We start from the raw sequence: 24,730 nt of genomic DNA, 5'->3' as shown, positions 1-24,730 counted from the left end.
GCGCGAAGGGCGCGAAGTGATGGCTAGGAAAGAAACTCTCAAGCCTAAAACTGCCCTAGTTGACGAAGTTATTGCCAGATCTTGAGGCGGAGGCTATAACTTTGGCAGGACGGGCAGTTTGGCTACCCCGACCCTGCTGTTGGCCCAGCGGGGTGGATGGGAAAACGGCGAAGCCGCCCTCCCGAAGGAGAGCGGCGGCGTGGGCGAAAGCGAGCTTAGAAGTTGTCGCGGTCGCGGTTGGTCATGGTGAGAACGTTGAGGCGCTCATCGAGCTCTTCCTCGGTGAGGTTCTCGCCGTCAACGAAGCCGAGGTCGATGACTGCCTCGCGGACGGTGATCTTCTCGTTCAGCGCGTGCTTAGCTGCCTTGGCGGCGTTCTCGTAGCCGATCTTGGAGTTCAGCGGGGTGACGATGGAGGTGGAGGACTCCGCAAACTTCTTCATGCGCTCCTCGTTGGCCTCGATGCCGTCGATGCACTTCTCGGCGAAGACGCGGGAGACATTTGCCAGCAGGCGGGAGGACTCGAGGACGTTGCGGGCCATCATCGGGATGTAGACGTTGAGCTCGAAGTGGCCGTTGGAGCCGCCGAAAGCAACAGCGGCGTCGTTACCGATGACCTGGCTGACCACCATGGTGGCGGCCTCGCTCAGGACCGGGTTGACCTTGCCCGGCATGATGGAGGAACCCGGCTGCAGGTCCGGGAGGTGGATTTCTGCCAGACCGGTCAGCGGGCCGGAGCCCATCATACGAATGTCGTTGGCAATCTTGTTGAGGGAGATAGCCACGGTGCGCATGGCGCCGGAGAACTCGACGAGGGCATCGCGGGCAGCCTGGGCCTCGAAGTGGTTCTTGGCCTCGGAGAGCTGGTCAATGCCGGTGAGCTTCTTGAGCTCCTCGGTGACCTTGCCGCCAAACTCAGCGTCGGTGTTCAGGCCGGTACCGGTAGCGGTGCCGCCGATAGCCAGTTCACCCAAGCGTGGCAGGGTGGCCTCAACGCGCTCGATGCCGAGCTCGATCTGGCGAGCGTAGCCGCCGAACTCCTGGCCCAGGGTGATCGGGGTGGCGTCCATCAGGTGGGTACGGCCGGACTTGACCACGTCAGCGAATTCCTTGGCCTTGGCCAGAAGAGAGTCGTGGAGCACCTTGAGGCCCGGGATGAGGTCATTGACGGCAGCCTCAGTTGCCGCAACGTGGGTTGCGGTGGGGAAGGTGTCGTTGGAGGACTGGCCCATGTTCACGTGGTCATTCGGGTGGATCTCCACGCCATTGTTGTGGGCGATGGAGGCGATGACCTCGTTGGTGTTCATGTTGGAAGAGGTACCAGAGCCGGTCTGGAAGACATCGATCGGGAAGGCATCGTTGTGCTTGCCCTCTGCGATCTCGGTGGCAGCGGCGATGATGGCGTCAGCCTTCTCCGCATCCAGCTTGCCGGAGTCCTTGTTTACCTGGGCGCAGGCAGCCTTGAGGAGGCCGAGTGCGCGGATCTGAGCATCTTCGAGGCCGCGGCCGGAGATCGGGAAGTTCTCCACGGCGCGCTGGGTCTGGGCACGCCACAGGGCGTCGACCGGAACCTTTACCTCGCCCATGGTGTCGTGTTCAATGCGGTATTCAGTCATGAATTCACCTTTTCTGTGAAATGAGTTTTGTTGGGTTCTTTATGTGTGCCGTGGCACGGCATTCATGGCCACCGTAGCACTCTTCCTGGGAAAGTGGACTAGCTTTCCTGATCGTGGGGGTTGGTGTAGTCCACCACGGAATATTCCTGCAGCTTAGCCAGCTTATGGATGGAGTCGACGTAGCGGATGGTGCCGGACTTGGAGCGCATGACCAGAGAGCGGGTGGTGGCGCCGTTCGGTCGGTAGGAGACACCACGGAGCATATCGCCGTTGGTCACGCCGGTAGCGGCGAAGTAGCAGTTCTCGGAAGAAACCAGATCGTTGGTGGTGAGGACGCGGTCGAGGTCGTGGCCAGCCTTGCGGGCCTTCTCTGCTTCCTCCTCATCCTTGGGCCACAGCTTGCCCTGGATTTCACCGCCCATGCACTTCATGGCGCAGGCGGTAATGATGCCCTCCGGGGTGCCGCCAATGCCCATCATGAGGTCGATGGAGTTGCTGTCCTGGCAGGTGGCGATAGCGCCGGCAACGTCACCGTCCATGATGAGGCGAACCTTGGCGCCAGCTTCACGGATCTCGCGGATGAGGTCATCGTGGCGGGGGCGGTCGAGCACGACGACGGTCAGGTCAGCCGGCTTGATGCCCTTGGCCTTGGCCACGGACTTCACGTTCCATGCCACCGACTCATTGAGATCGATGGCGCCGACCGCGTCGGGGCCAACAGCAATTTTCTTCATGTAGAAAACAGCGGACGGGTCATACATGGTGCCGCGCTCGGCAGCAGCAATGACGGAAATAGCGTTCGGGCGGCCCTCAGCCATGAGGCGGGTGCCGTCAACCGGGTCGACGGCGATGTCCATCTCGGCGCCCTGGCCGGTGCCGACCTTCTCGCCGTTGAAGAGCATCGGGGCCTCATCCTTCTCGCCTTCGCCGATGACGACGACGCCGTTCATCTCGACGGAGTTGATGAGCTTGCGCATAGCATCCACCGCGGCGCCGTCACCTTCATTCTTCTGTCCACGGCCAACCCAGCGACCCGAGGCGAGCGCTGCTGCCTCGGTGACGCGCACCAGCTCCATGGCTAGGTTGCGGTCGGGGATATAAGACGTGTTATCAGACATGTGTGATTAGTCCCTTTCTTTTCAGGTGGCTCGGCCCGGGGTGGGGGACAACCCGGAATACAAATTCCATTCTTCCACTTTTCCTGTCCGCTCAAGCCCGAATGCCTCCCCCAGAAGAGGGGCGGGGGTGCACCACCTGCCGAAAAGGCAGGTGAGAGGGCGCTGTCGCGTGTGTCGGAGGCGTCGTGCCATACTGGGCGGGTGGCATCTGAAGATAAACCAAAGATTTTCGAGGACGCGCGTGATATCACCCTGACGGTGGGCATCATCCTCATCATGATGTTCCTGGCCGTCGGAGCAACGGGACTGTGCTCGATAAACCCGGAAAAGTCCGGGCCTGTGCAGAATGTGGATGCCGCTACCTTCCTGGAGATGGAAGCGCGCGGTAGCGGGGCGGTCATTCGTGAGCCTGTCATGCCGGACGGCTGGCAGCCGACGGCCGCGCGGCGCAAGCAAGTGGGCAGCGAGTCCGGTGCCGTGGTGAGCTGGCTGACCGCGAATGAAGGATACGTTGAGTCGGCACAGACCCAGCTAGCGCTTGAGGATGTCCCCACCGCTTACGATTCCAACTATCGAGCCAACTCCGAGCGGCGTGAGGTAGCGGGTCAGGACGTGGAAATCCTGAGCAGCGACGACAAAGATGTTCGCCCCCTGTGGATCACGGACTTGGGCGATGCCCGCCTCATCCTTACCGGCTCTGCCTCCGACGCGGATTATGAGGCGGCTCTGACCGCATTCGTCGAGGCCGAGCCGCTCCAGATCGCTGAGGACGGCAGCGTCGTCAGCGAGTAACTAGTCAGCGAAACGTCACGCTCTGCAGCGCGCCGTCCCATTCCACCTCGACCGCGTCGCCAGCAGCGCTGCGCAGGGTCTCGGGGTCGAGCCCGCTCAAGCGGGTCTTAGCAAGGTAGATATCCACCTTTTCGTGCTTGGACTTGCCGGGGAATAAAGAGACCTCGCTGAGTTTCCCTTCGGTGAAGCGCAAGACAATGGAGCCGGAAAAGTAGCTGATTTCTTCGCCGTTGTCGGTGTGCGGGGTGCCGAAGAATTCCTCGGCGAGCTGGCGCGGATCACCAAAGACCATGGCCCCTGCTCCGCCGGACTTGGAGACGAAGTCGACGCGATCTCCCGGGTAGCCGTAAATCTTCATTTAAACCTCTCCTGATTCCGTTTGTGCTTCTGCGTTGTCCGGGCTGTCCGCATTCTTGCGGAGGGCTTCCTCTACGCGCTTGGAAGCGCCGTCGAGGTGTGCCTCGCAGGCCTTGGCTAGTGCCTCGCCGCGCTCCCAATATTTCAGGGACTCATCCAAGCCCATCTGTCCGAGCTCGAGGATCTTCACGGTTTCGATAAGTTCGTCGCGGGCCTGCTCATAGCTCAGCTCTTCGACGGGCGGGAATGCGTCCTGGCCGGGCTGGCCGGCGCCAATCGTGTCAGTCATGAGGATAGTGCTTCTTTCTTTCTGGTTCTGTATAACGTGGTCTGTTTAATCCGCAGCCTGGGAGGCCATGGCGGCGGCGGTAATCGAGCCATCACCCACGCGGATGCGCAGTTGCGAACCCGGGGGCGATTGCGTGTAGCTCGTGACGACTTCCGGCCCGCTGCCATCGCGCGGAAGGACCTGCACAATGGCATAACCGCGCTCGAGAGTGGCCGAGGGGCCCAAGGCGGAGACCCGCGCACGCAACGAGGTTACCTGGTTGTTTTCGCGGTCCAGCTGATGAGTAATGACTCGCCGGATCGACGCAACGTGACGTTCGAGTTCCTCGCGGCACGCGGTGATCGGCACCATGGGGTCCGCGAGGACGGGGCGGGAGCGGATGCTCTCGAGCCCGCGGCGCTCTCGTTCCACCCAGCCGCGCAGCGCCGCCGCCATGCGGGAACGTGCTTCGGAAATCACTGCGTATTCCTCGGCAGCGGAGGGCACGACGCGCTTGGCCGCATCGGTGGGGGTGGCGGCGCGGAGATCGGCGACGTCGTCAAGCACCGGATGGTCCGGCTCGTGGCCGATGGCGGAGACAACCGGGGTGCGGGCGGCGGCTACTGCGCGCTGGAGAGCCTCCTCGGAGAAGGGGAGCAGATCTTCCACCGACCCGCCGCCGCGGGCGATGATAATGACATCGACCTCCGGGTCTGCGTCAAGGGTCTGCAGCGCGTCGATGACCTGGGTAACTGCCGTGGCTCCCTGCACCGCTGTATTGATGACCTCGAACTGGACTGCCGGCCAGCGGTCTTGTGCCACCGAGAGGACATCGCGCTCAGCGTGGGAGCCACGGCCGGTGATGAGTCCGATTTTCTTTGGCAGGTAGGGAAGCGGCAGTTTCCGAGATGGATCGCACAGGCCCTCCTGGCGTAGGCGCTGGCGCAGCATCTCTACTCGGGCGAGGAGATCGCCGATGCCGACGTGACGAATCTCAGTAACCCACAGGGAGAAGCTACCGCGCCCAGCGTAGAAGGCGGGCTTGCCGTAGACCACGACGCGGTCGCCGTCCTTGAGCGGCGAGGGAGCATTCCGGATGAGCGACGTGTTGCAGGTCAGCTGGACAGATTTCTCCTGTTCCACGTCACGCAGGGTGATATAGGACAGTTTCCACGTCGGCTTCATGTTCAGCTGGGTGATCTGGCCCTCCACCCAGAGGAAGCCGAGGCGCTCGATCCAGCCTTTGACTTGGTCATTGACCTTGCCGACGGGCCACGGTGTCTCCGCGGAATTGGCCGGTTGGTTCACGCGCAGTCCTTTCTCTTGAGTGGTCTGTGCTTCGGGGCGTGCTCCGTCTAGTGTATGGGGCGCGCCGGACATCGGGGCTCACCGGTCACCTGCGGCGGGCGGGAATCGGCGGGAACTACAGTATGTGGGCAACTTTAGATACTCTGGTTGGCATGACTGAAACTGCAAAGAAGGTGCTCCTCGCGGCTCCCCGCGGCTACTGCGCCGGCGTGGACCGCGCTGTTGAGACAGTGGAAAAGGCGCTGGAAAAGTACGGCGCTCCCATCTACGTGCGCAAGCAAATCGTGCACAACCGCTTCGTCGTTGAATCCCTGGCCAAGCGTGGCGTCATCTTTGTGGAAGAGGCCTCCGAGGCCCCCGAAGGTGCTCACCTGGTATTTTCTGCGCACGGCATCGCGCCGAGCGTGCGCAAAGAGGCCGAAGAGCGCAAGCAGCTAACGCTAGACGCCACGTGCCCGCTGGTGACCAAGGTGCACAAGGAAGCCCAGCGTTTTGAGCGCGACGGCTACCAGATTCTGCTGATCGGCCACGAAGGCCACGAAGAGGTCGAAGGTACTGCCGGCGAGGCCCCAGACGTCACCCACCTGGTGGATGGTTTGGAGGGCGTCGACAAGCTGCCGGACTTTCTACACGAGGAAAAACTCATCTGGCTGTCCCAGACCACGTTGTCGGTGGATGAGACCATCCAGATCGTCAACAAGCTGCGCGAGCGCTTCCCGCACTTGGAAAACCCGCCGTCAGACGATATTTGCTACGCCACACAGAACCGCCAGGAGTCGGTCAAGGCCATCGCCCCGAAGTGCGATCTCATGATCGTTGTCGGCTCCCAGAACTCCTCCAACTCCAAGCGCCTGGTCGAGGTTGCCCTGGAGGCAGGTTCGAAGACTTCTTATCTGGTGGATTTCGCCTCAGAGATCGATGAGGCCTGGCTTGAAGGCGTGAACACCGTTGGCGTCACGTGTGGTGCCTCCGTGCCTGAGCTGCTGGTGCGTGAAGTGCTCGAATACCTGGATGAGCGCGGCTACAGCGACGTTGAGCAGGTGACCACCTCCACGGAGACCATCACGTTCTCGCTGCCGCGCGATCTGCGCCCGGCACGTACTGCGCGCTAGTCCTCGTCGTAGAGGTTTTCCTCGAGCGGCTGGGGGGACCGCTGGGGGCGCCGCGCATTCTCCGCTGCTTCAGCGGCGGCGCGGCGGAAATCCTCCTGCACGTCGGTCTCGGGGGACGCTTGGCGGAGCTGGGCGCGCTCTTCGGCCTGCAGGCGGCGGCGTTCCTCACGGTTGCGCTCTCGGACCCGTCCAGAACTCGTGTTCTCCCGGGCAATGAGCTCTGCCACGGAGAGCCGCTCAGAGCGGTTGCGGCGGTCGGAGGCAGCGTCGGCGCGGCGCTTCTTTTGTGCTTCCGCTTCTCGGCTCTTCGCGTGGTTGTTGCTGCTCCATATACGCATGACCGCGAGCAGCGCACACGCCAAGACCGTGACGATGAGCACCGGGAAGTGCTGTATCAGTGGGAAGGCCGTGGTGAGAAGCGCGGTCTTGGAAAACGGAGAGGCGCCTTCTGGCAAGGCAGCCGTCGAGTTAATGAACCCGCCGCCTACGGTTCCTAGCGCGTAGAGCAGCGGCAGGGTAATCACCAACAAGTAGAGCCCGCGGATCTCCACCAACCAGGTGAGAGCGAGCGAGCCAAGTCCAAAGATCAGGGCGAACGGCAGGGCAACCTTGCCGAGCACACCTGAGACTGCCAAGGCCACAAGCGTCACGACGAGCGCGACGAGGAGCGCTCGGGTAAGCGGCATCCCACGGCGGGGAGGGCGGCGACGATTTTTGGCAACAGACACGACCAGAGAGCTTACCGGGATTGGTGACCAAAACGTTATTCATCGTGGGCGCGCCGCGGCCAAGAACCGACACTGCGCGGCTCCACCGGTAGGCGGTCAACGCGGGCGGGCACATCTAGTTCCTTGAGCCGCCGCGCGGTGACCCCGACGCGGGAGTCCAAGCTGGCCAAACTCGCGTTATAAGCCTCAACCGCGCGCTCGAGGCCGCGGCCGACCTTGTCATAGTGCTCGTTGAGGGTATTAAGGCGCGTGTAGAGCTCACGTCCCAAGCGCTGTACCTCGCGGGCTTTGTCGGAGATTTCTTCGTGCTGCCAGCTCACCGCCACCGTGCGCAGGAGGGCGAAGAGGGTGCTCGGCGTGGCGATGACGATGTTGCGCTCGAATGCGAACTCGAGCAGCTCGGCATCGATGGAGAGCGCGGCGTCGACGAAGGTATCCGCGGGAACGAAGAGGATCACAAACTGCGGCGTGGGGGAGAAAGCCTCGATATAGTCCTTAGAAGCCAGTGCTTGGACATGTGAGCGCATCAGGTGCGCGTGGCGCCGGAGATACCCTGCCCTTTCTTCCGGATCCTCAGTCTCCATGGCGTCGAGGTAGGCGCTGAGTGGAACCTTGGCGTCGACCACAATGCTGCGCCCACCCGCCAGGTGAACGACGAGGTCAGGGCGGACTACCGAACCGTTGATGCGAGCGCTGACTTGGGAGTCGAAGTCCACATGTTTGCGCATGCCGCCGAGCTCGACCACGCGTTCCAGCTGTACCTCACCCCAGCGCCCGCGGACGTTTGGCGAGCGCAGCGCGCCGACCAACTTGTCGGTGCGATCGGAGAGCCGAGTCGAGGTGCGCGTTACCGCTTGAACTTGGCTGCTGAGCGCGGCGAGCGATGTCGCGCGATCCTCCTCAATTTCCTGCAATTGCAGGCCCAAGCGGTCCATGGCCTTTTCCAGCGGGGCAAGCTCGGCTTGGCGGCGTTGGGATTCTTGCAGCGCGCGGTGTTCTTCGGAGGGCTGGGAAGACTGCGCGGAATAGGCGCGGGCCAGCCAACCGAGGGCGGCGCCAATGATGAGGCCGAGGAAGAGGAGCAACACGGGAAGGGTAGACGTCATGCCTGTCATCATGACATGCGCCCCGGACACGCCCCGCTAGTTCTTGTCCTTCGACTGCAACATCTGTTCGAGAGCGCCGATGGCGCGCTTGATTCCCGCGCGGGCGCCGCTATCGCGCTCGCTGAGTTCCGCGTCAACATCGACCTTGCGGTCCAGCGGGCTCGTGCCATCGCTGGCGACGTCTTCCGCCGCGCCTTCCGGTGCAGCGTGGTCCGGGACGGACAGCCATTGCTCGCGTTTGTGGTCACCCTGCTGTTGGGTATAGCGCCCGATGAGGAAGCCTGCCACGGTAGAAAACTCCAACTCCTCGGCGGTTCTCTCGCCGGATTGGAGCATCACCATGTCTTGGAAGTAGCGGTAGACCACCGCGATGGTGGCGGCAACCGGCACGGCGAGGAAACCGCCGATGAGGCCAAAGAGCGCGGAGCCGACGGTCACGGAAATCAGCACGATAACCGGGTGCAGGTTCATCGCCTTCGACTGCAGCCACGGGGAGAGCACGTTGCCCTCGAGCTGCTGGACCATCAGGACCAAGCCAAGCACCAGAAGCGCCTTGGTGAAGCCCAAAGACACCAGCGCGATGGTCACGGACAGTGCGCCGGCCACAATTGCGCCGACAAAGGGGATGAAGCCGGCGATGAACGTGATGATGGCGAGGGCCATGGCCAAAGGCACACCGATGAGGGCGAGGCCGAGGCCGATAAAGACGGCGTCGACAAGCGAGACAACAGCCTGTGCACGCACGAAACCACCCAGCGTGGTCCACACACGGGTTAGCAGCTCAGTCAAGTGCCAGCCGGTGCGGCGGCCCGTCGCTTGGCGCAGCCACGGCAGGAAGTTGTGTCCGTCCTTGAGGAAGAAGAAGGTCAGCACCACGATGATGAAGAGCGTGACCACGATGGAGGTGGCCGTGCCGATTCCGGTGAACACGGAGCCCGCAATGGAACCCGCCTGGCGCTGCAACCACAGGGCGATTTCATCGATGTAGCCGCCGATCTCATTCGCGTCGAGGTTGAGCGGCGGGCCCTGTGCCCATAGCTGTAAGCGTTGAATTCCCTCGACAGTCTGCAGATACAGAGTTTGGGACTGCCGTGCGAAGTCCGGTGCAATGAACATGAAGAGGGTGCCCACCGCAGTAAAAGACACCAGAATGGTCACCGCGGCAGCGAGGGCTGACGGCAGTCCCTTGCGCCGCATGGCGCTCGCAATGGGGGCCAGCACGGTGCAAATAATCAGCGCGATGAGGACGGGCAGGATGCCGCGCCAGAAGTTGCCCAGCATGCGGAAGGAGGCATAAAGAAAGACGCCAATGATGGTCAGGCGCAGTGCCCACAGTGATGCGGACTTGATGACCTCGCCGACCACCACGGAGCGATCCACTTGGTTGCCTGGCGGGTGTGCGGAGACAGCGTTCAGCGAGGCAGCATCGACGGAGTCATCGAAGCGCCCGCCAAGTGCTGCCTCTGCTGCGGCAAGCTCAGGCGAGGATGCAGTGGGGGATGGCTGATCAGAACTCACCCCACCATCTTGCCTTAAAAGATCCGGGGTGCGTTAGGATTGGCCCCGTGAGTCTTACACTTGGAATCGTCGGCCTGCCCAACGTGGGCAAGTCCACTTTGTTTAATGCCCTGACCCGTTCCGACATCTTGGCGGCGAACTACCCGTTTGCCACCATTGAGCCGAATGTCGGCCTCGTTGAGCTCCCCGATTCCCGCCTGAACCGCCTAGCGGAAATCTTCAGCTCCGAGCGCATCCTCCCGGCCACCGTGTCCTTCGTGGACATCGCCGGCATTGTCGAAGGCGCTTCCAAGGGTGAAGGCATGGGCAACGCCTTCCTCGCCAACATCCGTGAAGCTGACGCCATCTGCCAGGTGGTGCGAGCCTTCGCCGATGAGAACGTGATCCACGTTGACGGTGAGGTCAACCCGGCGCACGACATCTCCGTTATTAATACCGAGCTCATCCTCGCGGACCTCCAAACCATTGAGAAGGCCCTGCCTCGTCTGGAAAAGGAAGCCCGCAAGAACAAGGACCTGGCAGAGACCGTGGAAGAGACCAAGAAGGCCCAGGCCATCTTGGAAGATGACCGCACCCTCTTCGCCGCTTCCAAGAGCAACGAGATCGACCTCTCCCTCCTGCGCGAGCTGCACCTCATGACCGCGAAGCCCTTCCTTTATGTCTTCAACTCGGATGAGGCCGTGCTTACCGATGACGCCAAGAAGGAGGAGCTGCGCCAGCTCGTCGCCCCTGCGGAATGCGTCTTCCTCGATGCCCAGACCGAAACCGACCTCCTTGAGCTCGATGAGGCGGAGGCACTCGAATTGCTCGAGTCGGTGGGCCAGGAAGAACCCGGCTTGGCGACGTTGGCCAAGGCCGGCTTCGCCACCCTCGGCCTGCAGACCTACCTGACCGCAGGCCCGAAGGAAGCTCGCGCGTGGACCATCAAGCAGGGCTCCGCAGCACCGCAGGCCGCGGGTGTAATTCACACCGACTTTGAGAAGAAGTTCATCAAGGCCGAGATCGTCTCCTTCGATGACCTGGACGCCGCTGGCTCCATGGCGGAAGCCCGCAATGCTGGCAAGGTGCGCCAGGAGGGCAAGGAGTACATCATGCAGGACGGCGACGTCTGCGATTTCAAGATCGGCGGCTAACTCGTGCGCTCATAGCGCGTAGGCTGTGGGCATGAGTATCGCCCACATCCTCGAACGCGCAGCAGAGGCCACGCAGTGGCAGGAGTCCCTTTACAAGGATCTGCACCAGCATCCTGAGCTCAGCATGGAGGAGGAGCGCACCCGCGGTGTTATCGCGGATAAGCTCCAGGAATTTCCAGGAGTTGAGGTGCTGGAATTCGGCGGGGGAGTCGTCGGCATCCTTCGCAACGGCGAAGGCTCGACCGTCTTGGAGCGCGCCGATTTCGACGGCCTGCCCATTACAGAGGACACCGGCCTGGACTACTCCGCTACGGGTGAGGCAATGCACGCCTGTGGGCACGATGCCCACGTGACCGGGTTGCTCGGCGCCACTGAGGCACTGGCCAAGGCAACCGATTCGTGGTCCGGTACCTTCATCGCCCTTTTCCAGCCGGGCGAGGAAACCGCCGAGGGCGCGCAGTCCATGGTGGACGCGGGACTCACCGAAAAAGTCCCCACGCCTGATGTGGCCTTTGGCCAGCACATCTTCATTGATAAGGATGCCCCCGCTGGCAGCGTACTCATCGCGCCCGGCCCGGTCTTGTCCACGGCGACCTCACTCACCGTCACCGTCTATGGTCACGGTTCTCATGGCTCGATGCCGCACCTCAGCGTTGATCCGGTGGTGCTCGCCAGCTCCATCGTGCTGCGGCTGCAAACAGTTGTCTCCCGTGAAGTCGATCCGCACCACTTCGCCGTATTGACCGTTGGCGCACTGCAGGCGGGTTCGAAGGCCAATATCATTCCGGATTCGGCGACCTTACGCATCAACATCCGTGCCTATGACGAAGACGTCCGGGCTCAGATCGTCGAGGCGATTCACCGCATTGTTAAGGCGGAGTGCTGGGCAGCGATGTCCCCGCGCGAGCCGGAGTTTGTGCAGAGTGATAATTACCCCCTCACCGTCAACGATGACGACGTGACCGACAAGGTGCGCGCGCAGCTTATCGACGTCCTTGGTAGCGACAACGTCCTCGACATGGAGCCGTGGACCGCCTCGGAGGATTTCTCTCGTATCCCCGATGCCTTCGGCGCTCCCTATTGTTTCTGGGGCTTCGGCGGGCGTACCGACGGTGCGTCAATCCCCAACCACAACCCGCGCTTTGCTCCGGAGCTGCAGCCGACTCTTACCACGGCGACGCAGGCTCTCATCGCCGCGGCCTACGCCTACCTGGAAAATTAATCTTCCATCGCCGATTGCAGCACAGAGAGCACCGTGCGCCGTGCCGCGGAATCATCGAGGTGGGAATCCACCAGCGTCACGAGTGCTTCAAGCACCAGCAGAAAAGCAACGCGCGAGGCATCCTGCAGCTCTGCACGAAATGTCCCATCCGGGGAGGGGATGACCAGTGTGTAGGAGGCGAGCTCCGCCAAGGGCGAGGAGGTAAACGAGGTCAGCGCGATGAGCTTCGCGCCCGCCTCGAAGGCTGCTGTCGCGGCTTTGAGCGTGAGCGTGGTCGACCCTGAACCGGAAACGACGAGGCACACGCACTCTGCGTCTAGTTGCGTCGCCGCGATGTGCTGGCCCATGGCCTCCGCCACGAACTCGGCTGGGCGCCCGATGCTTGTGAGGCGCAGCGCCATGGTCTGCGCCAAGGGAGCAGAGAGGCCATTGCCCACGAGGAGAACACGCTTGGCCTGCGCTACTGCCTCCACTGTCGCGGCTAGCTCATCCTCGTTGAGCAGGACAGTAAGCCCATGCAGGTAGTTGCTGAAGGAGGCAATCTCGGCACTCATGCGGCCGACGTGGGTGGAATCGGCACCCGCCGGCGGGGTGGGGCGCTGCGCAATCTCCTGCGTGAGCGCCACACGCAACTGCTGGTACCCGTCGTAGCCCAGCGCTTTCGCGGTGCGGATGACGGAGGTACGGGACGTGCCTACCTTGGCCGCCAGCTGGTCCGCAGTGGCGTGCAGGACGAAGTCCATGTCTTCGAGGATTGCCTGGGCCACGCGTTGTTCGATGGGCTGCAGGCTCGGCATGCGCGTGGTGATGTGCGCGGAGAGTGGGGCGGAATCAGTCATAGGGCTAACTATCAGGTGAATTTGGCAGCCACGATGCGGCGGCGGATAGCGCCGGAGATGGCGTCGATGGACATGGTGATGACGATGACCACGATGAGCAGGACGCCGACGACGTCCCACTGGCGGTACTGCGTATAGCCGGTGAGCATGTCACCGATGCCTCCCACGCCGATGAGGCCGAGGACCGCGGAGGTGCGCACGTTGATCTCAAAACGGTAGAGCGCGAGCGAAGCCAGCTCCGGTTGGACAATGGGCCAGGTTCCCCAGCGCACCATTTCTGCCAGGCTGCCGCCGGCTGCCTTGACTGCTTCGGCTGGGCCAGTCGGCGCGGTTTCAATGGCCTCATAGGTCCACTTCGCATGCGTACCGATGCCGCCGATGGCCAGAGCCAGCGCGCCCGTAAACGGGGTCAACCCGGTGACGGTGAGGATAATGATGGCGATGATGATCTCCGGTACCGCGCGGATGATGGCAAAGAGCGCACGCAGTGGCAGACACACCCAGCCCGGGGAGACCGTATTGGCAGCCAGGACACCGAGGATGGTGGAGAGGAACACGCCGAGCAGCGCGCCGATCCAGGCCATGGCCACGGAGCGCCAGGTCTGCAGGAGGGCCTCACCCAGCTTGGACCAGTCCGGGTTGGAGAACATGAGCACGAGGTAGTGCCAGATGTTCGAGGGCAAATCTTTAAGAGCCGTCAGATCAACGCGAATGTAGCCAAAGGACAGCGCCAAGATCATAAGGATTCCGGCCCACGCAGCGAAGACTCCCCAGCTGCGGGAGCGGGAGGGAAGTACATGTGCAGTGCTCATCGCAGCCTCTTTCGCAGGTTGACGGACACGATCTCCAGAGCGATGACCACGACGAGCAGCTCGAGCACGATGGCGGAGAGCGCGTCATAGCGGTAGAAACCACGGACTTCGTCGATAAGCAGGCCAATGCCACCAGCGCCCACGAGGCCGAGGACCGCGGAGATGCGGACGTTGAGCTCGAGGGAGTAGATCACCTGGCTGGCAAAGACCGGCCAGGTCTGCGGCAGGGCAGTAACCCGGTTGATCTGGGTTTGCGTGCCGCCGGCGGCGCGGCCGGCCTCCATGTAAGAATCATCCGCGGAGTCGATGGCTTCGGAGACGAGCTTGACCACGATGCCGACGTCGAAGAGCACCAGCGTGATGATGCCGGGCAGGGCACCGACGCCGAGCATGGCCACGAGGATGGTGGCGTAGACCAAGTCGGGCACCGCGCGGACAACGTTGACGATGCCGCGCACTAGCGAGCGCCACGGTGTCGATGGGTTGGTGGGCCGCGCCGCCCACAGGGATAGGGGCAGAGCGATGACCGCAGAGATGGCGGCACCGACGACGGCCATGGCGAGGGTTTCAAGCATCGGCTCCCACGTGCGCGGGAGGATGGACCAGTCGGGGCTGAACATCAGGGCCAAGCGGTCGGCGCCGTTGCGCCAGTTGCGAGCGATCTGCCCAAAGTCGATCTCGATTCCGCCCCAGGCGGGGACGCAGGTGGCGATGGTGAGCGCGAGAAAAGCAGCCAGCCCGCCAAGGATGCCGGGCCAGTTGCGCTGCCGTGGGGGAAGTACCGCCGTCATGCCCGGCTCTCCTGACTTCCCAGCTGGTCTTCCTCGCGGATGCGCCGGCCGTAGATGGCTTCGAAATCCTCCACGGTGGAGCCTGCGGCGGGCCCATCGAAAACTATCTTGCCGTGGCGAATGCCGATGATGCGTGTGGCGTAGTCTTGCGCCAGATCCACCAGGTGCAAGTTCACCAGGGTGGTCAGGTCCCGCTCGGTATTGATGCGGCGCAGATCCTTCATCACGGAGTGGGCAGTGGGCGGGTCGAGGGAGGCGACGGGTTCATCGGCCAGCATGATCGCCGGCTTCTGGGACAGGGCGCGAGCGATGGCCACGCGCTGCTTCTGGCCGCCCGATAAGGCGCCGGCCTTATTCCACGCCTTGTCGAGGATCCCTACGGAGTCGAGGGCCTCGGCGATGATTGCTTTGTCCTCGGCGGTAGAGATTCCCAACAGGGTGCGCCAGCTGGGATTGTGAGAAAAGCGCCCGACGAGGACATTGGAGAAGACGCTCGCGCGGTCCGCCAGGTTGAACTCCTGGAAGATCATGCCGATGCGGCCGCGCAGCTTCCGCAGCTGCGCTCCCTTCGCCGCAGAAATCTCGTGGTCGCCGACGAAAATCTTGCCGGATGTCGGTTGCACGAGGCCGTTGATGCTGCGGATGAACGTGGATTTGCCAGAGCCGGACAGGCCGACGATGGCGACGAATTCGCCGGGAGCGATGTCCACGGAGACGTCGTCAAGCGCCAGCGTTCCGTTGGGGTAGCGCACCGAGACATTCTCGAACCGAATGCCCCACGCTTTCTCCTCCGTCATGGGGAACCTTTCTGAGTGGGAACTGGGCAGTGGAGGAGCGCGGACCTACTGTGCGAAGCGCTCGTTGACCTTGCGCGCCATGTCAATGGATTCCTTCTTAGCCGGAACCCAGTCGGTGATGTCGAAGATGGCGGACATGGTGTCCGGGTCAACCTCGGAGAAGCCATCCATGAGGTCGGTGATTTCCTTGCGGCGCTCTTCTGGGACATCGTCCGAAATGACGACGCCGCCGTTGGGGTACATCTCGGTGTACCCGAAGACGACGAGCTTCTCAGCCAAGTCAGGAGCCTCGGACGAGTCGATGGTGGAGCGTGCGTCCCAGAAGCTAAAGCCCACCTCAGCGTCGCCGTTGTAGACGGCCATGATGGAAGCATCGTTGGAGGTTACCGGGACCTTCTTGAGGCTATCGACGTCGATACCCTGGGACTCCATCGCCATGACGGGCAGCTGGTAGCCGGCCGGGGAGGTAGCACCGAGCATAGCGACAGTGGTCTTACCATCGATCTTCTTCAGCGCCTCGAGGCCTTTCGGGCCCTGGCCCTTGTTCTCGTCTGCGGTGGCGGTGCCGTTGCAGTAGAGGTACTCGGCGCCGCTGGCAGCGTAGGTGGACTTGACTGGCTCGTCTTCGCAGTACTTGTCGGGGTTGTTGGTGACGAACTGGCCGGCGTAGGAATCCGCGCCGAAGCGCTCGTCCTGCAGCACAGCGTGGGCGTCGTACATGTCTTCAGCGGAGGCCAGCTGTGCGGCGGAGGCGATGGCGATGTCAGCCTGGCCGGAGCCGATGGCCTCGACGGCGGCCTGGTAATCCTTGGTCACGACACCCTCAACCTCCACGCCGAGCTCCTCAGAGAGGTAATCGGTCAGCGGCTTGGCGGTGGTGACGAGATCGTTGACCTTCTCGTTTGGGATGAGCGCGAGGGTGAGCTTGTCATCGGATCCCTTGGCAGAATCGGAACCGTTATCGGAGTCGGAAGAGCAGGCGGTGAGGGAGAGGGACAAGGTAAGTGCGGTGGCGGCAAGAGCGGTGAAACGGCGCATAATGAATGTCTTTCTGTGCGTGTGGGTTAAAGAGCGGAGGTCAGTTCGGGAAAGATGTCGGTGACGCGGGTGACGCGCCACGTCGGGTCAGCCTCAGGGGAGGTTGCGAAGGGGGAGTCAACGAGCACGGTGCGTCCGCCTACGGCGGCCACGGGTGCGAGGTCGAACTCCCAAATATCGCCGAAGGCGATGAGGTGAGTCGGATCCGTGTCGGCGAGATCGGTGTTCAGGATGCGGGTCAGTCCTTCGGGTTTGCCCACCCTGGTGTAGACGGTGTCGAAGGACCTGTCGAGGCCCAGTGTGTGAAGGGCAGCGCTAAGACCAATCTCTGGAGAGTTCGTCGCCAGAATGGCGCTGCCGGGGTAGGAGGCAAGGAATTCGGCAAGCCCCTCAGGGGCGGTGATGCCGGTGTCGGCGAGGTTCTCCCGGGAAGCCATATATGCCTCCTGGCAGGTCTCTTCCGGCACGTCGAGTTCGGCGGCGAGAGTGCGGACGAGGTGGTAGCCGTCGCGTGCTGAGCCGACGTTATCGGAGTTCAGCAGCGCTTCGGCGTCTTGAGCAATGGATGGGTGCCCGGCTTTCTCTGCAATGAGGCGCGCATAGGCCAGAACGGGGCCGTGGCCAAGGCTGACGGTCCCATCAAAATCGAAGAGAAGGACTGGGCGAGTTATGTCTGTGGACATAAAGTACAAACTAACGGCGGTTTATGTACTTCGCGACCGCACGCGGTAAACATTCAGTGAACAGTGCGTGCACATCCGGCTTTGGTAGTCTAAGGGGCTGTAGAAATCTCTTCTCGAAGGCCGACATTATGTCTCTTCCCACCGAGCAGTTGCTGCTCGAACGCTTTATGAAGCTCTCCATCGCTACTGCAGTGGCCACGATCGCGCTCAAGATTGTCGCTGCTGCGGTGACGGGATCGGTGGGCTTTCTTTCTGACGCCCTCGAATCTGGTGTGAACCTCGTCGCCGCCGTTGTAGGTTTTGTGGCTATTAAGATTGCGGCAAAGCCAGCGGACGCAAACCACCAGTTCGGCCACGGCAAGGCCGAATATGTTTCCGCGCTGGTGGAGGGTGCAATGATCTTCGTCGCTGCGGCGATGATTATCTACACGGCCATTCGCCGGCTTCTGGATCCGCAGCCACTGGAGCAGCCAGGGCTCGGACTCTTACTATCGCTCGTGGCATCCCTGCTGAACCTGGGCGTCGGTTTTCTGCTTGTGCGCGCGGGTAAACAACACCGTTCGGCCACCTTGCAGGCGGATGGAAAGCACTTGCTTACCGACGTCTGGACCTCCGTCGGCGTCATCGTCGGTATTGGGGCAGTGACGTTGACAGGCTGGCTGTGGCTGGACCCCATCATCGCGTTTGCCGTGGGCCTCAATATTTTGTGGACTGGCTACAAGTTGCTCAAAGAATCGTTGAGCTCCCTGTTGTCGGAGTCCTTGCCGAAGAAAGAACACGGGCAGCTGGATGCGCTTCTCAATGAGCTGGAGGACCACCACCAGGTCTCCTTTACCTCGCGCCGCACAGTGGCAGCGGGTCGCCAGCGCCTTGTCTATCTCACCATGGACGTACCCGGCGAGTGGACGGTGCTGCACTCGCACACCATCGCCGACCGCATCGAAGACGCCATTGACGAGCTTTTCCCTGGCGCCGAGGTATTCATCCACGTTGAACCTGCCGGCACGGTTCATCGCCGCATTTTGCGAATGCCGTAACGCTTGCAGCTAACGCAAGCTGGCCACGCCGCGTCCGCCCTCCATGACCCACGGCCAGCTGAGGCCGTTCCTGGTCAGGACATCATTGCGGATCTCATCGGGAACGATCCATTCCTTGTGTGCATACCCCAGAAGGTACTCATCAAAGGCGGGGAGCTCGAGGCGAATTTTTAGGGCCTTCTCGATCTCGCTAGACGTGACATCCTCCTGCCAAGTGGCCATCCAGAAGTCCTGACCTTCGTGGCACACAGGTTGAGCAACCGTCGATGTCAGGGCCTTGGTGGCCTGAGATTTACTGAGCTTGGACCATGCTTGGAGGTCGGCTGCGGATACTGGCCCGTGCCCTTCGACATAGCGCTGGGCCAGCTCAGCAAGCGGTTCCTCCGGCTCGCGCTGGACGGTAGGTAGCGCGTCTACGTGGAGGAAAGTCTCTTGGTTGCCAGCTTTCGGGCCCTGCACGAGGTCACCGGCACCACCAAAGGCGCGGAGTAGGTGGGAGCCCCTGCCTTCAGTGGGATCAACACCAGCTTCAGCGAAAATCTCGTAGACTTCCGTGCGGCTCAGGGGTTCGGTCGCAGCGCTGTGAAGCGCTTCCGAGGCAGCTGCCACCATGTCTTCGCTCAGCCCCAAACTCGGCCGCCGAGATTTCTGGCTGGAAGCCATTCGTGGATAGAGGAGGCGGGACATCCAGCGGACGTCGGCAGCCGGCATGAAGTGCAGCGTGCCGCGCTGCGGCCAACAGCGCACCACGCGAAAGCGTGCTACGTCTTCGAGTACCTTTTGCTCATCGCAGCCGGCGCGAAGAGCAAGTGCTCTGATACCGGCATCGTAGGTCTGGCCCTGGAGGGCGAGCAGATGCTCGGCAACATCGAGGGCCGACGCCAGAGTCGGCCGCGCCGCCGATGGTGCAAGGCCTTGAGCAATGAGCCGACGAGCGAGAAGCTCATCGCGGGTAAGTTCCTTCATGGCTGTTTAGGTTAGAGTCGGAAGGTCTTCATCAGCTGCATGCCGGTGGACACCAGCTGACGGAAGCGCTCCGGGGAGATGTACTCCGAGGGCGCAAGCGGGTGTAGGCGTTGCTCGGCCACGGTGCGCTCATTGGCCCACAGGCGCATGCCGGTAATGCCGTGGCGGTGATTGAGGCCAGACTCCTTGACGCCGCCACCGGGTGCGGCGATGGAACCATACGCGGCGGCGAAGCCTTCGTTGATGTTGACCATGCCGGCTTCCAGCTGGGAGGCCACCTTCCATGCGCGGCGGGAATTCCCGGACCACACCGATGCGGATAGGCCGTAGGTGGTGTCGTTGGCGAGCTGAATGGCCTCGGCGTCGGAACTCACCGCATACACCGCGAGCACTGGGCCGAAGGTTTCGGTGGCATAGAGATCCATCTCTGGGGTCACACCAGTCAACACGGTGGGTTCATAGAAGTAGGGCCCAAGGTCCGGCCGGGCCTTTCCGCCGTAGACCACGGTGGCGCCCTTGGACACGGCATCCTCCACGTGGGCTTTAACGGCATCGAGCTGGCGTTGCGAGGTCAGCGAGCCGATGGTGGCGGCATCGGAGAAAGCCGCGCCCAAAACCTGCTGGTCTAGGGCGTTCGCGAGTTCGACGAGGAACTCCTCAAAGACGCTCTCGTGCACATAGGCGCGCTCGGCGGACATGCACAGCTGGCCGGAGGAAGAAAATGCAGTGCGCACCGCACCTTGGGCGGTGGACTTAAGAGGGGCGTCGTCAAGCACCAGCATCGGGTTCTTTCCACCCAGCTCCAGCATGGTGGGGATGAGGCGTCCGGCTGCCTGGGTAGCGATGGACTTGCCGGCCTTGGTGGAACCGGTAAAGGAGAGGCCATCCACCAGCGGCACGAGGGCATCGCCCACCTCCGCACCGCGGCCGGGAACCAGCTGCCAGGCCGCCTCCGGCAGGCCCGCCTCGATGGCTAGGCGTCGCAGCAGAATCGCCGTCAGCGTGGTCTGAGAATCCGGTTTGTGCACCACGGCATTACCAGCCGAGAGGGCTGCCAGAACATCGCCTACACCGAGGGACAGGGGATAGTTCCACGGAGAGATAAGCCCCACCACGCCCAGCGGGTAATGCTGGGTGCGGGTCTTAGTCAGCACGGGAAGCGCGCCGGGGTGGCGGTCAGCGCCGAAAGCTTTGCGGATGTTCACGGCGTAGAAGCGCGCGCAGTTATACAGATCCATCAGCTCGTCATAGGCATGGGAGCGGGACTTGCCGTTTTCTGCCTGGATGAGGTCGAGGATGAGCTCCTCGTTCTCCTGAACGAGGTCGTGCAGGCGTAGCAGGATGGCGGCGCGGTCACCTTGGCCAACGCCGGCGCGCGCATAGTTGACGGCCTTCTCGACGTCCCCGGCGGTGGCGACGGGGAAGCTAAAGAGATCCTCACCGCTAAAAGGCGCGTGAGCCTGGTGCTGCTCACCCGTGCCGCGAACATCGCGGGCGGGGTCCGTGTCTAAGAAATTGAGCACTCGCTGGGGCAGACGGGTCTGAGTGAACGTCTTCATGCGGTCTATTGTCCCAAAAATATGCGATGGCGCTATAGATTTTTCGAGATTTGTCTCACAAACTAAATTAATCGTGGTTAGGATGACGCTATGCCAATCCTCGCGACTACTCCACAGGCCCAGGTCCGCGCGGCCGTTGAGCCGCTCGTCAGATCTGGAGAAAGCCCAGCGCCCGTAGGCGTTATTGACCTCGCCGCGTTCGACTACAACGCTGCACAGATGCCGACTCGTGCCGGGGGACTACCCATCCGCGTGGCCTCGAAGTCGATCCGCAGCGTGGCAGCACTTCGTCGTGCCCTCGAGCACGGGGGCTACCGTGGCATCCTCGCCTATTCCGTTCCAGAAGCGCTCCATCTGGTGGGAGAGGGCTTCCGCGACATCGTGGTGGCTTATCCGAGCGTCAACCGTAAGGCCCTGCGTGAGCTCGCAGCGTCTGACACCGCGCGCGAGTCCATCACCGTCATGGTGGATAGTGTCGAGCTCTTAGGCCTGCTTGAGGGATCTCTGCGCGTGGCCATCGATATTGACTGCACCCTCCACGTGCCGGGGGCGGTCATCGGCCCGCGGCGCTCACCTGTGCGCACGCCGGAACAGGTGTCAGTATTGGCGCGCGAGATTCTTCGGCGCGGGCACCGGCTTGTCGGACTTATGGCCTATGAGGGTCAAGTGGCATCCGTCGCGGATGGCCTGCCGGGGCCGGTGGGGGCAGTCAAGCGCTGGCTGCGCACCAAGTCCATGGCGGACCTGGCCCCGCGGCGCCGTGCTTGTGTGGAGGCCGCGCGGGAGATAGCGGACATCGAATTCGTCAACGGCGGGGGCACGGGCAGTCTCCAAGAATCCGCGGCCGAAGGAACCTTGACCGAGCTGGCCGCTGGCTCCGGTTTCTACACGCCGGCGATTTTTGATGACTTCACCGGCATCAACCACAAGGCAGCAGCGTTCTTCGTTTGTCAGGTCTCCCGCGTTCCCGCGCCGGGCTGGGCCACGGTCAACTCCGGAGGCTGGATTGCCTCCGGACCACCCGCGAAGGATCGCGTTCCGGTTCCGGTGTGGCCGGCAGGGCTGAGCTATTCCAGCACGGAGGGTGCCGGTGAGGTGCAGACGCCTCTCCGAGGCATGGATATGAATGTCGAGGACTTGGTGTGGTTCCGTCACGCCAAGGCCGGCGAAATGACAGAAAACGTCGACCGCCTAGTGGCCGTTGGAGAAGACGGCGTTGATGTATGGGATACCTATAGAGGACAAGGATGGACACTCCGATGACAACCACATTTAGCAATTGGGCAGGATCGGTCACCACGAAACCGCAGGAGTTTGTACAGCCCTCCCGCATAGACGAGATCCCTGGAATTATTAGCCGCTCTCGCAGCGTGCGTGCTGTGGGCGCTGGTCACTCTTTCACTCCCATTGCGGCGGGGGAGGAGACGATGCTCAATCTCGATCACGTGAGTGGGCTGGTGAGCGTCGATAAGCAGCGCAAGCGCGTCCGTTTCCTGGCGGGCACTCGGTTACGTGATGTCCCAGCCCTTCTGCGCCCCTTCGGGCTTGCCCTGGCTAACCAGGGTGATGTGGACCCACAATCGCTGGCGGGCGCAATTTCGACATCGACTCACGGCACCGGCATCAATTACACGGGCTTTGCGGGCACGGTCACTGGGCTGACGCTTATCGACGCCGACGGCAACACCCGCACCTATTCCATCGACGAAGACCCAGAACTCCTTCGTCTCGTGGTCGTCAGCGTCGGTGCGCTCGGTGTGGTTGTCGAAGTCGAAATGCAGTGCGTGGATGCCTTCGACCTGCTGGCGGAAGAATCTGGCATTGCCTTCGATGAGTTGATGGATAATTGGGAGGAGCTCTCTCGGGGCGTCGACCACTTCGAGTCCTACTGGTTCCCGCACACTGACCGCGCGATGGTCAAGGCCAACACGCGCCTCGAACCGAACGGGGAGCGCCGCTCACGCCTTAAGGCGCTTATCGACGATGAGCTCATCGGCAATGGCGCCTTCGCCGCAGCCCTGGCTCTAGGGCGTCTTATTCCGGGGACGATTCCGACGCTCAACAAGTTCGCCACCTCGGTTATCTCTCATAACCGCTACCGTTCCGCCGCCCACGACGTGTTCGTCAGCCCACGCCGGGTTCGCTTCCACGAGATGGAGTATGCGGTGCCGCTTGCCGACGGCCCCGCCACCGTCCGCGAGATCCGCCGCTTCATCGACGAGCAGGATTGGCGCATCGGGTTTCCGATGGAGCTGCGCACGACGGCCGCGGATGACGTTGCGCTGTCGACAGCATCGGGCCGCGAATCGATGTACATTGCCTTCCACATTCCACGTGCGCTCAACCCGCAGGATTATATGCCGAAGCTCGAGCCCATTCTTCGGGCAGCGGGTGGGCGCCCGCACTGGGGCAAGATGAACTCCCTGTCCCGGAACGACTTTGCTCAACTTTATACAAGATTTGATGAGTTCTGCGAGCTGCGCGAAAAGATGGATCCGGAGTGGAAATTCGGTTCGTCCTACCTGCGGAAACTGTTCGGATAGGGGCGTCGTCAAGCGCAGCACATTACGAAAGTAGGATTCGAAAGTATCTCTGATCTTTGGTAGCTTGTGGAAGTCTTAATTCCATAACACTGCTGAAGAAGGTGTCTCAAACGTCCTCTGAATCCCAGTCCCTCATTACGCCGACATTCGTGTTTGCGTGGTTGGTGAATTTCGCCCAATTTACGGTCTTCTATCTGCTTGTGACCATCATGGCGCTCTATGCCGTCGAGCAGTTCCAAGCTTCGGACACGGCGGGCGGGTTTGCCTCAAGTGCCTTCGTGGTGGGGGCGACGATTGCTCGCCTCTTTTCGGGCTACATCGTGGATGCTGTTGGGCGGAAGCGCTCGCTGGTTGTCTCCCTCATCGTGGTCACTGTGGCGATGGCGCTGTATTTCCCAGCTCAGTCTCTGCCACTGTTGTTCGCTGTCCGTATCTTGCATGGCTTTGGTTATGCGGTTGCCTCGACGGCTGTGATGGCCGTGGCGCAATCGGTGATTCCTGACCATCGCCGCGCTGAGGGAACCGGCTACTTCGCCTTGGGGACGACGCTGGCTACCGCTTTTGGTCCGGCGGCAGGTCTTGCGATTGTCCACAATGCTGGCTATAACACCGTGTTTCTGGTGGCGCTGACGCTGACGGTAGTGGCCATGGGCTTGGGGCTCGTCGTCAAGGCACCGGCGGAGGAGCGTCGCAGTGTGACCTTCTCCTTGGGGAATATTGTGCACCCGTCGGTGGCGCCATTTGGAGTTTTCATCCTTTTGGTCGGTGTTGCTTATACAGGCATCATTACCTTCCTGAATGGTTACTCCTCTCACGCCGGTCTGGAGAAGGGGGCTAGCTATTTCTTCTTGGCCTATGCGGTAGTGAGCCTCATCCTGCGTTTCGTGCTGGGCAAGCTGCAGGATCGTCGCGGTGACAACATCATCATCTACTCCTCGCTCGTCTTCTTTATTGCTGGTCTGGCTGTCCTGGCTTCGGCTGGTGCTGATTGGCAGATTGTTGCTGCGGGGGTCTTGGTGGGTATCGGATATGGCTCGATCCTGCCGGCGGGTCAGGCTATCGCTGTGCGCCTGGTGCCGATGCACGAGATGGGTGCGGGCATCTCGACCTTCTTCTTGCTGCTGGATCTAGGCATCGGCTTCGGTCCGATTCTGCTGGGGCAGATTATCTCCGCGACGGGATATTCCGCCATGTATTGGATGCTGGCGGCTTTGATGCTGGTTGCTTCTGTGGTCTACTTCATTGTTCATGGGCGCAAGGACGTTGCACGTGGTGACGTGCGCTACGAATAGATTCCACGTTGGTGGGATTTTTCGTTGGTTGGCGTCGAATGTCCTGGCTAACCCATGGTGACTACCCCCGTTTATAGTAACGACTTGACGGGAAT

24 protein-coding genes are annotated in these 24,730 nt (G+C 62.0%); 8 read left to right on the top strand and 16 right to left on the bottom strand.

Annotated elements, in window-relative coordinates; all coding sequences use genetic code 11:
* Positions 1-215 precede the first annotated feature (215 nt).
* Both HMPREF2932_RS00295 and glpX read right to left on the bottom strand, forming a co-directional pair.
* On the bottom strand, positions 216-1,616 hold the full coding sequence (locus HMPREF2932_RS00295; protein WP_046648340.1) for a class II fumarate hydratase: 1,401 nt from the start codon (positions 1,614-1,616) through the stop codon (positions 216-218).
* A 98-nt stretch (positions 1,617-1,714) separates the two neighbouring features.
* Positions 1,715-2,734 (bottom strand): class II fructose-bisphosphatase, encoded by a 1,020-nt coding sequence (gene glpX, locus HMPREF2932_RS00290; RefSeq protein WP_070517591.1) that lies wholly within the window; start codon positions 2,732-2,734, stop codon positions 1,715-1,717.
* A 201-nt stretch (positions 2,735-2,935) separates the two neighbouring features.
* Between glpX and HMPREF2932_RS00285 the strand changes: the two genes are divergently transcribed.
* Positions 2,936-3,526: a DUF4245 domain-containing protein gene (locus tag HMPREF2932_RS00285; RefSeq protein ID WP_071409361.1), complete on the top strand. Its 591-nt coding sequence runs from the start codon at positions 2,936-2,938 to the stop codon at positions 3,524-3,526.
* Positions 3,527-3,530: 4 nt separating this feature from the next.
* Here the strand turns inward: HMPREF2932_RS00285 and HMPREF2932_RS00280 are convergent, their stop codons facing one another.
* From HMPREF2932_RS00280 to xseA, 3 genes are read right to left on the bottom strand one after another with little or no spacing between them, the layout of a single operon-like run.
* Entirely contained in the window at positions 3,531-3,884 is a 354-nt protein-coding gene (locus HMPREF2932_RS00280; RefSeq protein ID WP_046648342.1) for a hypothetical protein, read from the bottom strand.
* Positions 3,885-4,172 (bottom strand): exodeoxyribonuclease VII small subunit, encoded by a 288-nt coding sequence (locus HMPREF2932_RS00275; protein ID WP_070546567.1) that lies wholly within the window; start codon positions 4,170-4,172, stop codon positions 3,885-3,887.
* A gap of 45 nt (positions 4,173-4,217) precedes the next feature.
* Positions 4,218-5,459, bottom strand: a complete 1,242-nt coding sequence (xseA, locus tag HMPREF2932_RS00270; RefSeq protein ID WP_071409360.1) for an exodeoxyribonuclease VII large subunit — start codon at positions 5,457-5,459, stop codon at positions 4,218-4,220.
* 152 nt (positions 5,460-5,611) lie between these two features.
* Between xseA and HMPREF2932_RS00265 the strand changes: the two genes are divergently transcribed.
* Positions 5,612-6,571, top strand: coding sequence for a 4-hydroxy-3-methylbut-2-enyl diphosphate reductase (locus tag HMPREF2932_RS00265; protein ID WP_070754977.1), 960 nt, complete (start codon positions 5,612-5,614; stop codon positions 6,569-6,571).
* On the opposite strand, the gene HMPREF2932_RS00260 is transcribed toward HMPREF2932_RS00265, so the two are convergent.
* The 3 genes from HMPREF2932_RS00260 to HMPREF2932_RS00250 are packed head-to-tail and all read right to left on the bottom strand — an operon-like array spanning position 6,568 to position 9,923.
* On the bottom strand, positions 6,568-7,299 hold the full coding sequence (locus tag HMPREF2932_RS00260) for a DUF6542 domain-containing protein (protein ID WP_246818591.1): 732 nt from the start codon (positions 7,297-7,299) through the stop codon (positions 6,568-6,570). The genes HMPREF2932_RS00265 and HMPREF2932_RS00260 overlap by 4 nt on opposite strands.
* Positions 7,300-7,334: 35 nt before the next feature.
* Positions 7,335-8,405: a DNA recombination protein RmuC gene (locus HMPREF2932_RS00255; RefSeq protein WP_070510515.1), complete on the bottom strand. Its 1,071-nt coding sequence runs from the start codon at positions 8,403-8,405 to the stop codon at positions 7,335-7,337.
* A gap of 36 nt (positions 8,406-8,441) precedes the next feature.
* The gene (locus HMPREF2932_RS00250) at positions 8,442-9,923 is read right to left on the bottom strand and encodes an AI-2E family transporter (RefSeq protein ID WP_071409359.1); all 1,482 of its coding nucleotides are present in this window, start codon (positions 9,921-9,923) and stop codon (positions 8,442-8,444) included.
* Between the two features lie 47 nt (positions 9,924-9,970).
* Here HMPREF2932_RS00250 and ychF point away from each other — a divergent pair, with 47 nt between their 5' ends.
* The gene (ychF, locus tag HMPREF2932_RS00245) at positions 9,971-11,056 is read left to right on the top strand and encodes a redox-regulated ATPase YchF (RefSeq protein WP_070546558.1); all 1,086 of its coding nucleotides are present in this window, start codon (positions 9,971-9,973) and stop codon (positions 11,054-11,056) included.
* 31 nt (positions 11,057-11,087) lie between these two features.
* Positions 11,088-12,278 carry an amidohydrolase gene (locus tag HMPREF2932_RS00240; protein ID WP_070754978.1) on the top strand — a complete coding sequence of 397 codons (1,191 nt, stop codon included), beginning with the start codon at positions 11,088-11,090 and terminating at the stop codon, positions 12,276-12,278.
* On the opposite strand, the gene HMPREF2932_RS00235 is transcribed toward HMPREF2932_RS00240, so the two are convergent.
* The 6 genes from HMPREF2932_RS00235 to HMPREF2932_RS00210 are packed head-to-tail and all read right to left on the bottom strand — an operon-like array spanning position 12,275 to position 17,238.
* Positions 12,275-13,117 carry a MurR/RpiR family transcriptional regulator gene (locus tag HMPREF2932_RS00235; protein WP_049155479.1) on the bottom strand — a complete coding sequence of 281 codons (843 nt, stop codon included), beginning with the start codon at positions 13,115-13,117 and terminating at the stop codon, positions 12,275-12,277. The two genes, HMPREF2932_RS00240 and HMPREF2932_RS00235, sit on opposite strands and share 4 nt — an antisense overlap.
* A gap of 11 nt (positions 13,118-13,128) precedes the next feature.
* Positions 13,129-13,929, bottom strand: a complete 801-nt coding sequence (gene phnE, locus HMPREF2932_RS00230; protein ID WP_046649250.1) for a phosphonate ABC transporter, permease protein PhnE — start codon at positions 13,927-13,929, stop codon at positions 13,129-13,131.
* Entirely contained in the window at positions 13,926-14,720 is a 795-nt protein-coding gene (gene phnE, locus HMPREF2932_RS00225) for a phosphonate ABC transporter, permease protein PhnE (RefSeq protein WP_046649249.1), read from the bottom strand. The genes phnE (HMPREF2932_RS00230) and phnE (HMPREF2932_RS00225) overlap by 4 nt, the downstream gene beginning before the upstream one ends.
* Positions 14,717-15,517, bottom strand: coding sequence for a phosphonate ABC transporter ATP-binding protein (gene phnC, locus HMPREF2932_RS00220; RefSeq protein WP_049155476.1), 801 nt, complete (start codon positions 15,515-15,517; stop codon positions 14,717-14,719). Before phnC ends, phnE (HMPREF2932_RS00225) begins: the two co-directional genes overlap by 4 nt.
* 45 nt (positions 15,518-15,562) lie before the next feature.
* Positions 15,563-16,555: a phosphate/phosphite/phosphonate ABC transporter substrate-binding protein gene (locus HMPREF2932_RS00215; RefSeq protein ID WP_070510246.1), complete on the bottom strand. Its 993-nt coding sequence runs from the start codon at positions 16,553-16,555 to the stop codon at positions 15,563-15,565.
* Positions 16,556-16,581: 26 nt separating this feature from the next.
* Complete coding sequence (locus HMPREF2932_RS00210) at positions 16,582-17,238, bottom strand: HAD family hydrolase (RefSeq protein ID WP_070510242.1); 657 nt, start codon at positions 17,236-17,238, stop codon at positions 16,582-16,584.
* 128 nt (positions 17,239-17,366) lie between these two features.
* Here HMPREF2932_RS00210 and HMPREF2932_RS00205 point away from each other — a divergent pair, with 128 nt between their 5' ends.
* Entirely contained in the window at positions 17,367-18,275 is a 909-nt protein-coding gene (locus HMPREF2932_RS00205) for a cation diffusion facilitator family transporter (protein ID WP_232751602.1), read from the top strand.
* A gap of 9 nt (positions 18,276-18,284) precedes the next feature.
* Here the strand turns inward: HMPREF2932_RS00205 and HMPREF2932_RS00200 are convergent, their stop codons facing one another.
* Positions 18,285-19,241, bottom strand: a complete 957-nt coding sequence (locus HMPREF2932_RS00200; protein ID WP_071409358.1) for a winged helix DNA-binding domain-containing protein — start codon at positions 19,239-19,241, stop codon at positions 18,285-18,287.
* 11 nt (positions 19,242-19,252) lie between these two features.
* Complete coding sequence (locus tag HMPREF2932_RS00195; protein WP_071409357.1) at positions 19,253-20,800, bottom strand: succinic semialdehyde dehydrogenase; 1,548 nt, start codon at positions 20,798-20,800, stop codon at positions 19,253-19,255.
* Positions 20,801-20,890: 90 nt separating this feature from the next.
* Between HMPREF2932_RS00195 and HMPREF2932_RS00190 the strand changes: the two genes are divergently transcribed.
* The 3 genes from HMPREF2932_RS00190 to HMPREF2932_RS00180 all read left to right on the top strand — a co-directional run bounded on the left by HMPREF2932_RS00190 (position 20,891) and on the right by HMPREF2932_RS00180 (position 24,635).
* Positions 20,891-22,063 carry a type III PLP-dependent enzyme domain-containing protein gene (locus HMPREF2932_RS00190; RefSeq protein WP_070546535.1) on the top strand — a complete coding sequence of 391 codons (1,173 nt, stop codon included), beginning with the start codon at positions 20,891-20,893 and terminating at the stop codon, positions 22,061-22,063.
* Positions 22,060-23,343, top strand: coding sequence for a D-arabinono-1,4-lactone oxidase (locus tag HMPREF2932_RS00185; RefSeq protein WP_070546533.1), 1,284 nt, complete (start codon positions 22,060-22,062; stop codon positions 23,341-23,343). Before HMPREF2932_RS00190 ends, HMPREF2932_RS00185 begins: the two co-directional genes overlap by 4 nt.
* A gap of 101 nt (positions 23,344-23,444) precedes the next feature.
* Positions 23,445-24,635, top strand: coding sequence for an MFS transporter (locus HMPREF2932_RS00180; protein WP_071409356.1), 1,191 nt, complete (start codon positions 23,445-23,447; stop codon positions 24,633-24,635).
* Positions 24,636-24,730 lie beyond the last annotated feature (95 nt).

This window comes from Corynebacterium sp. HMSC074H12 (assembly GCF_001813755.1).
Classification (GTDB): domain Bacteria; phylum Actinomycetota; class Actinomycetes; order Mycobacteriales; family Mycobacteriaceae; genus Corynebacterium; species Corynebacterium hiratae.
The sequence above is the reverse complement of the archived record's forward strand: the minus strand, read 5'-3'. Positions and strand labels throughout refer to the sequence as shown.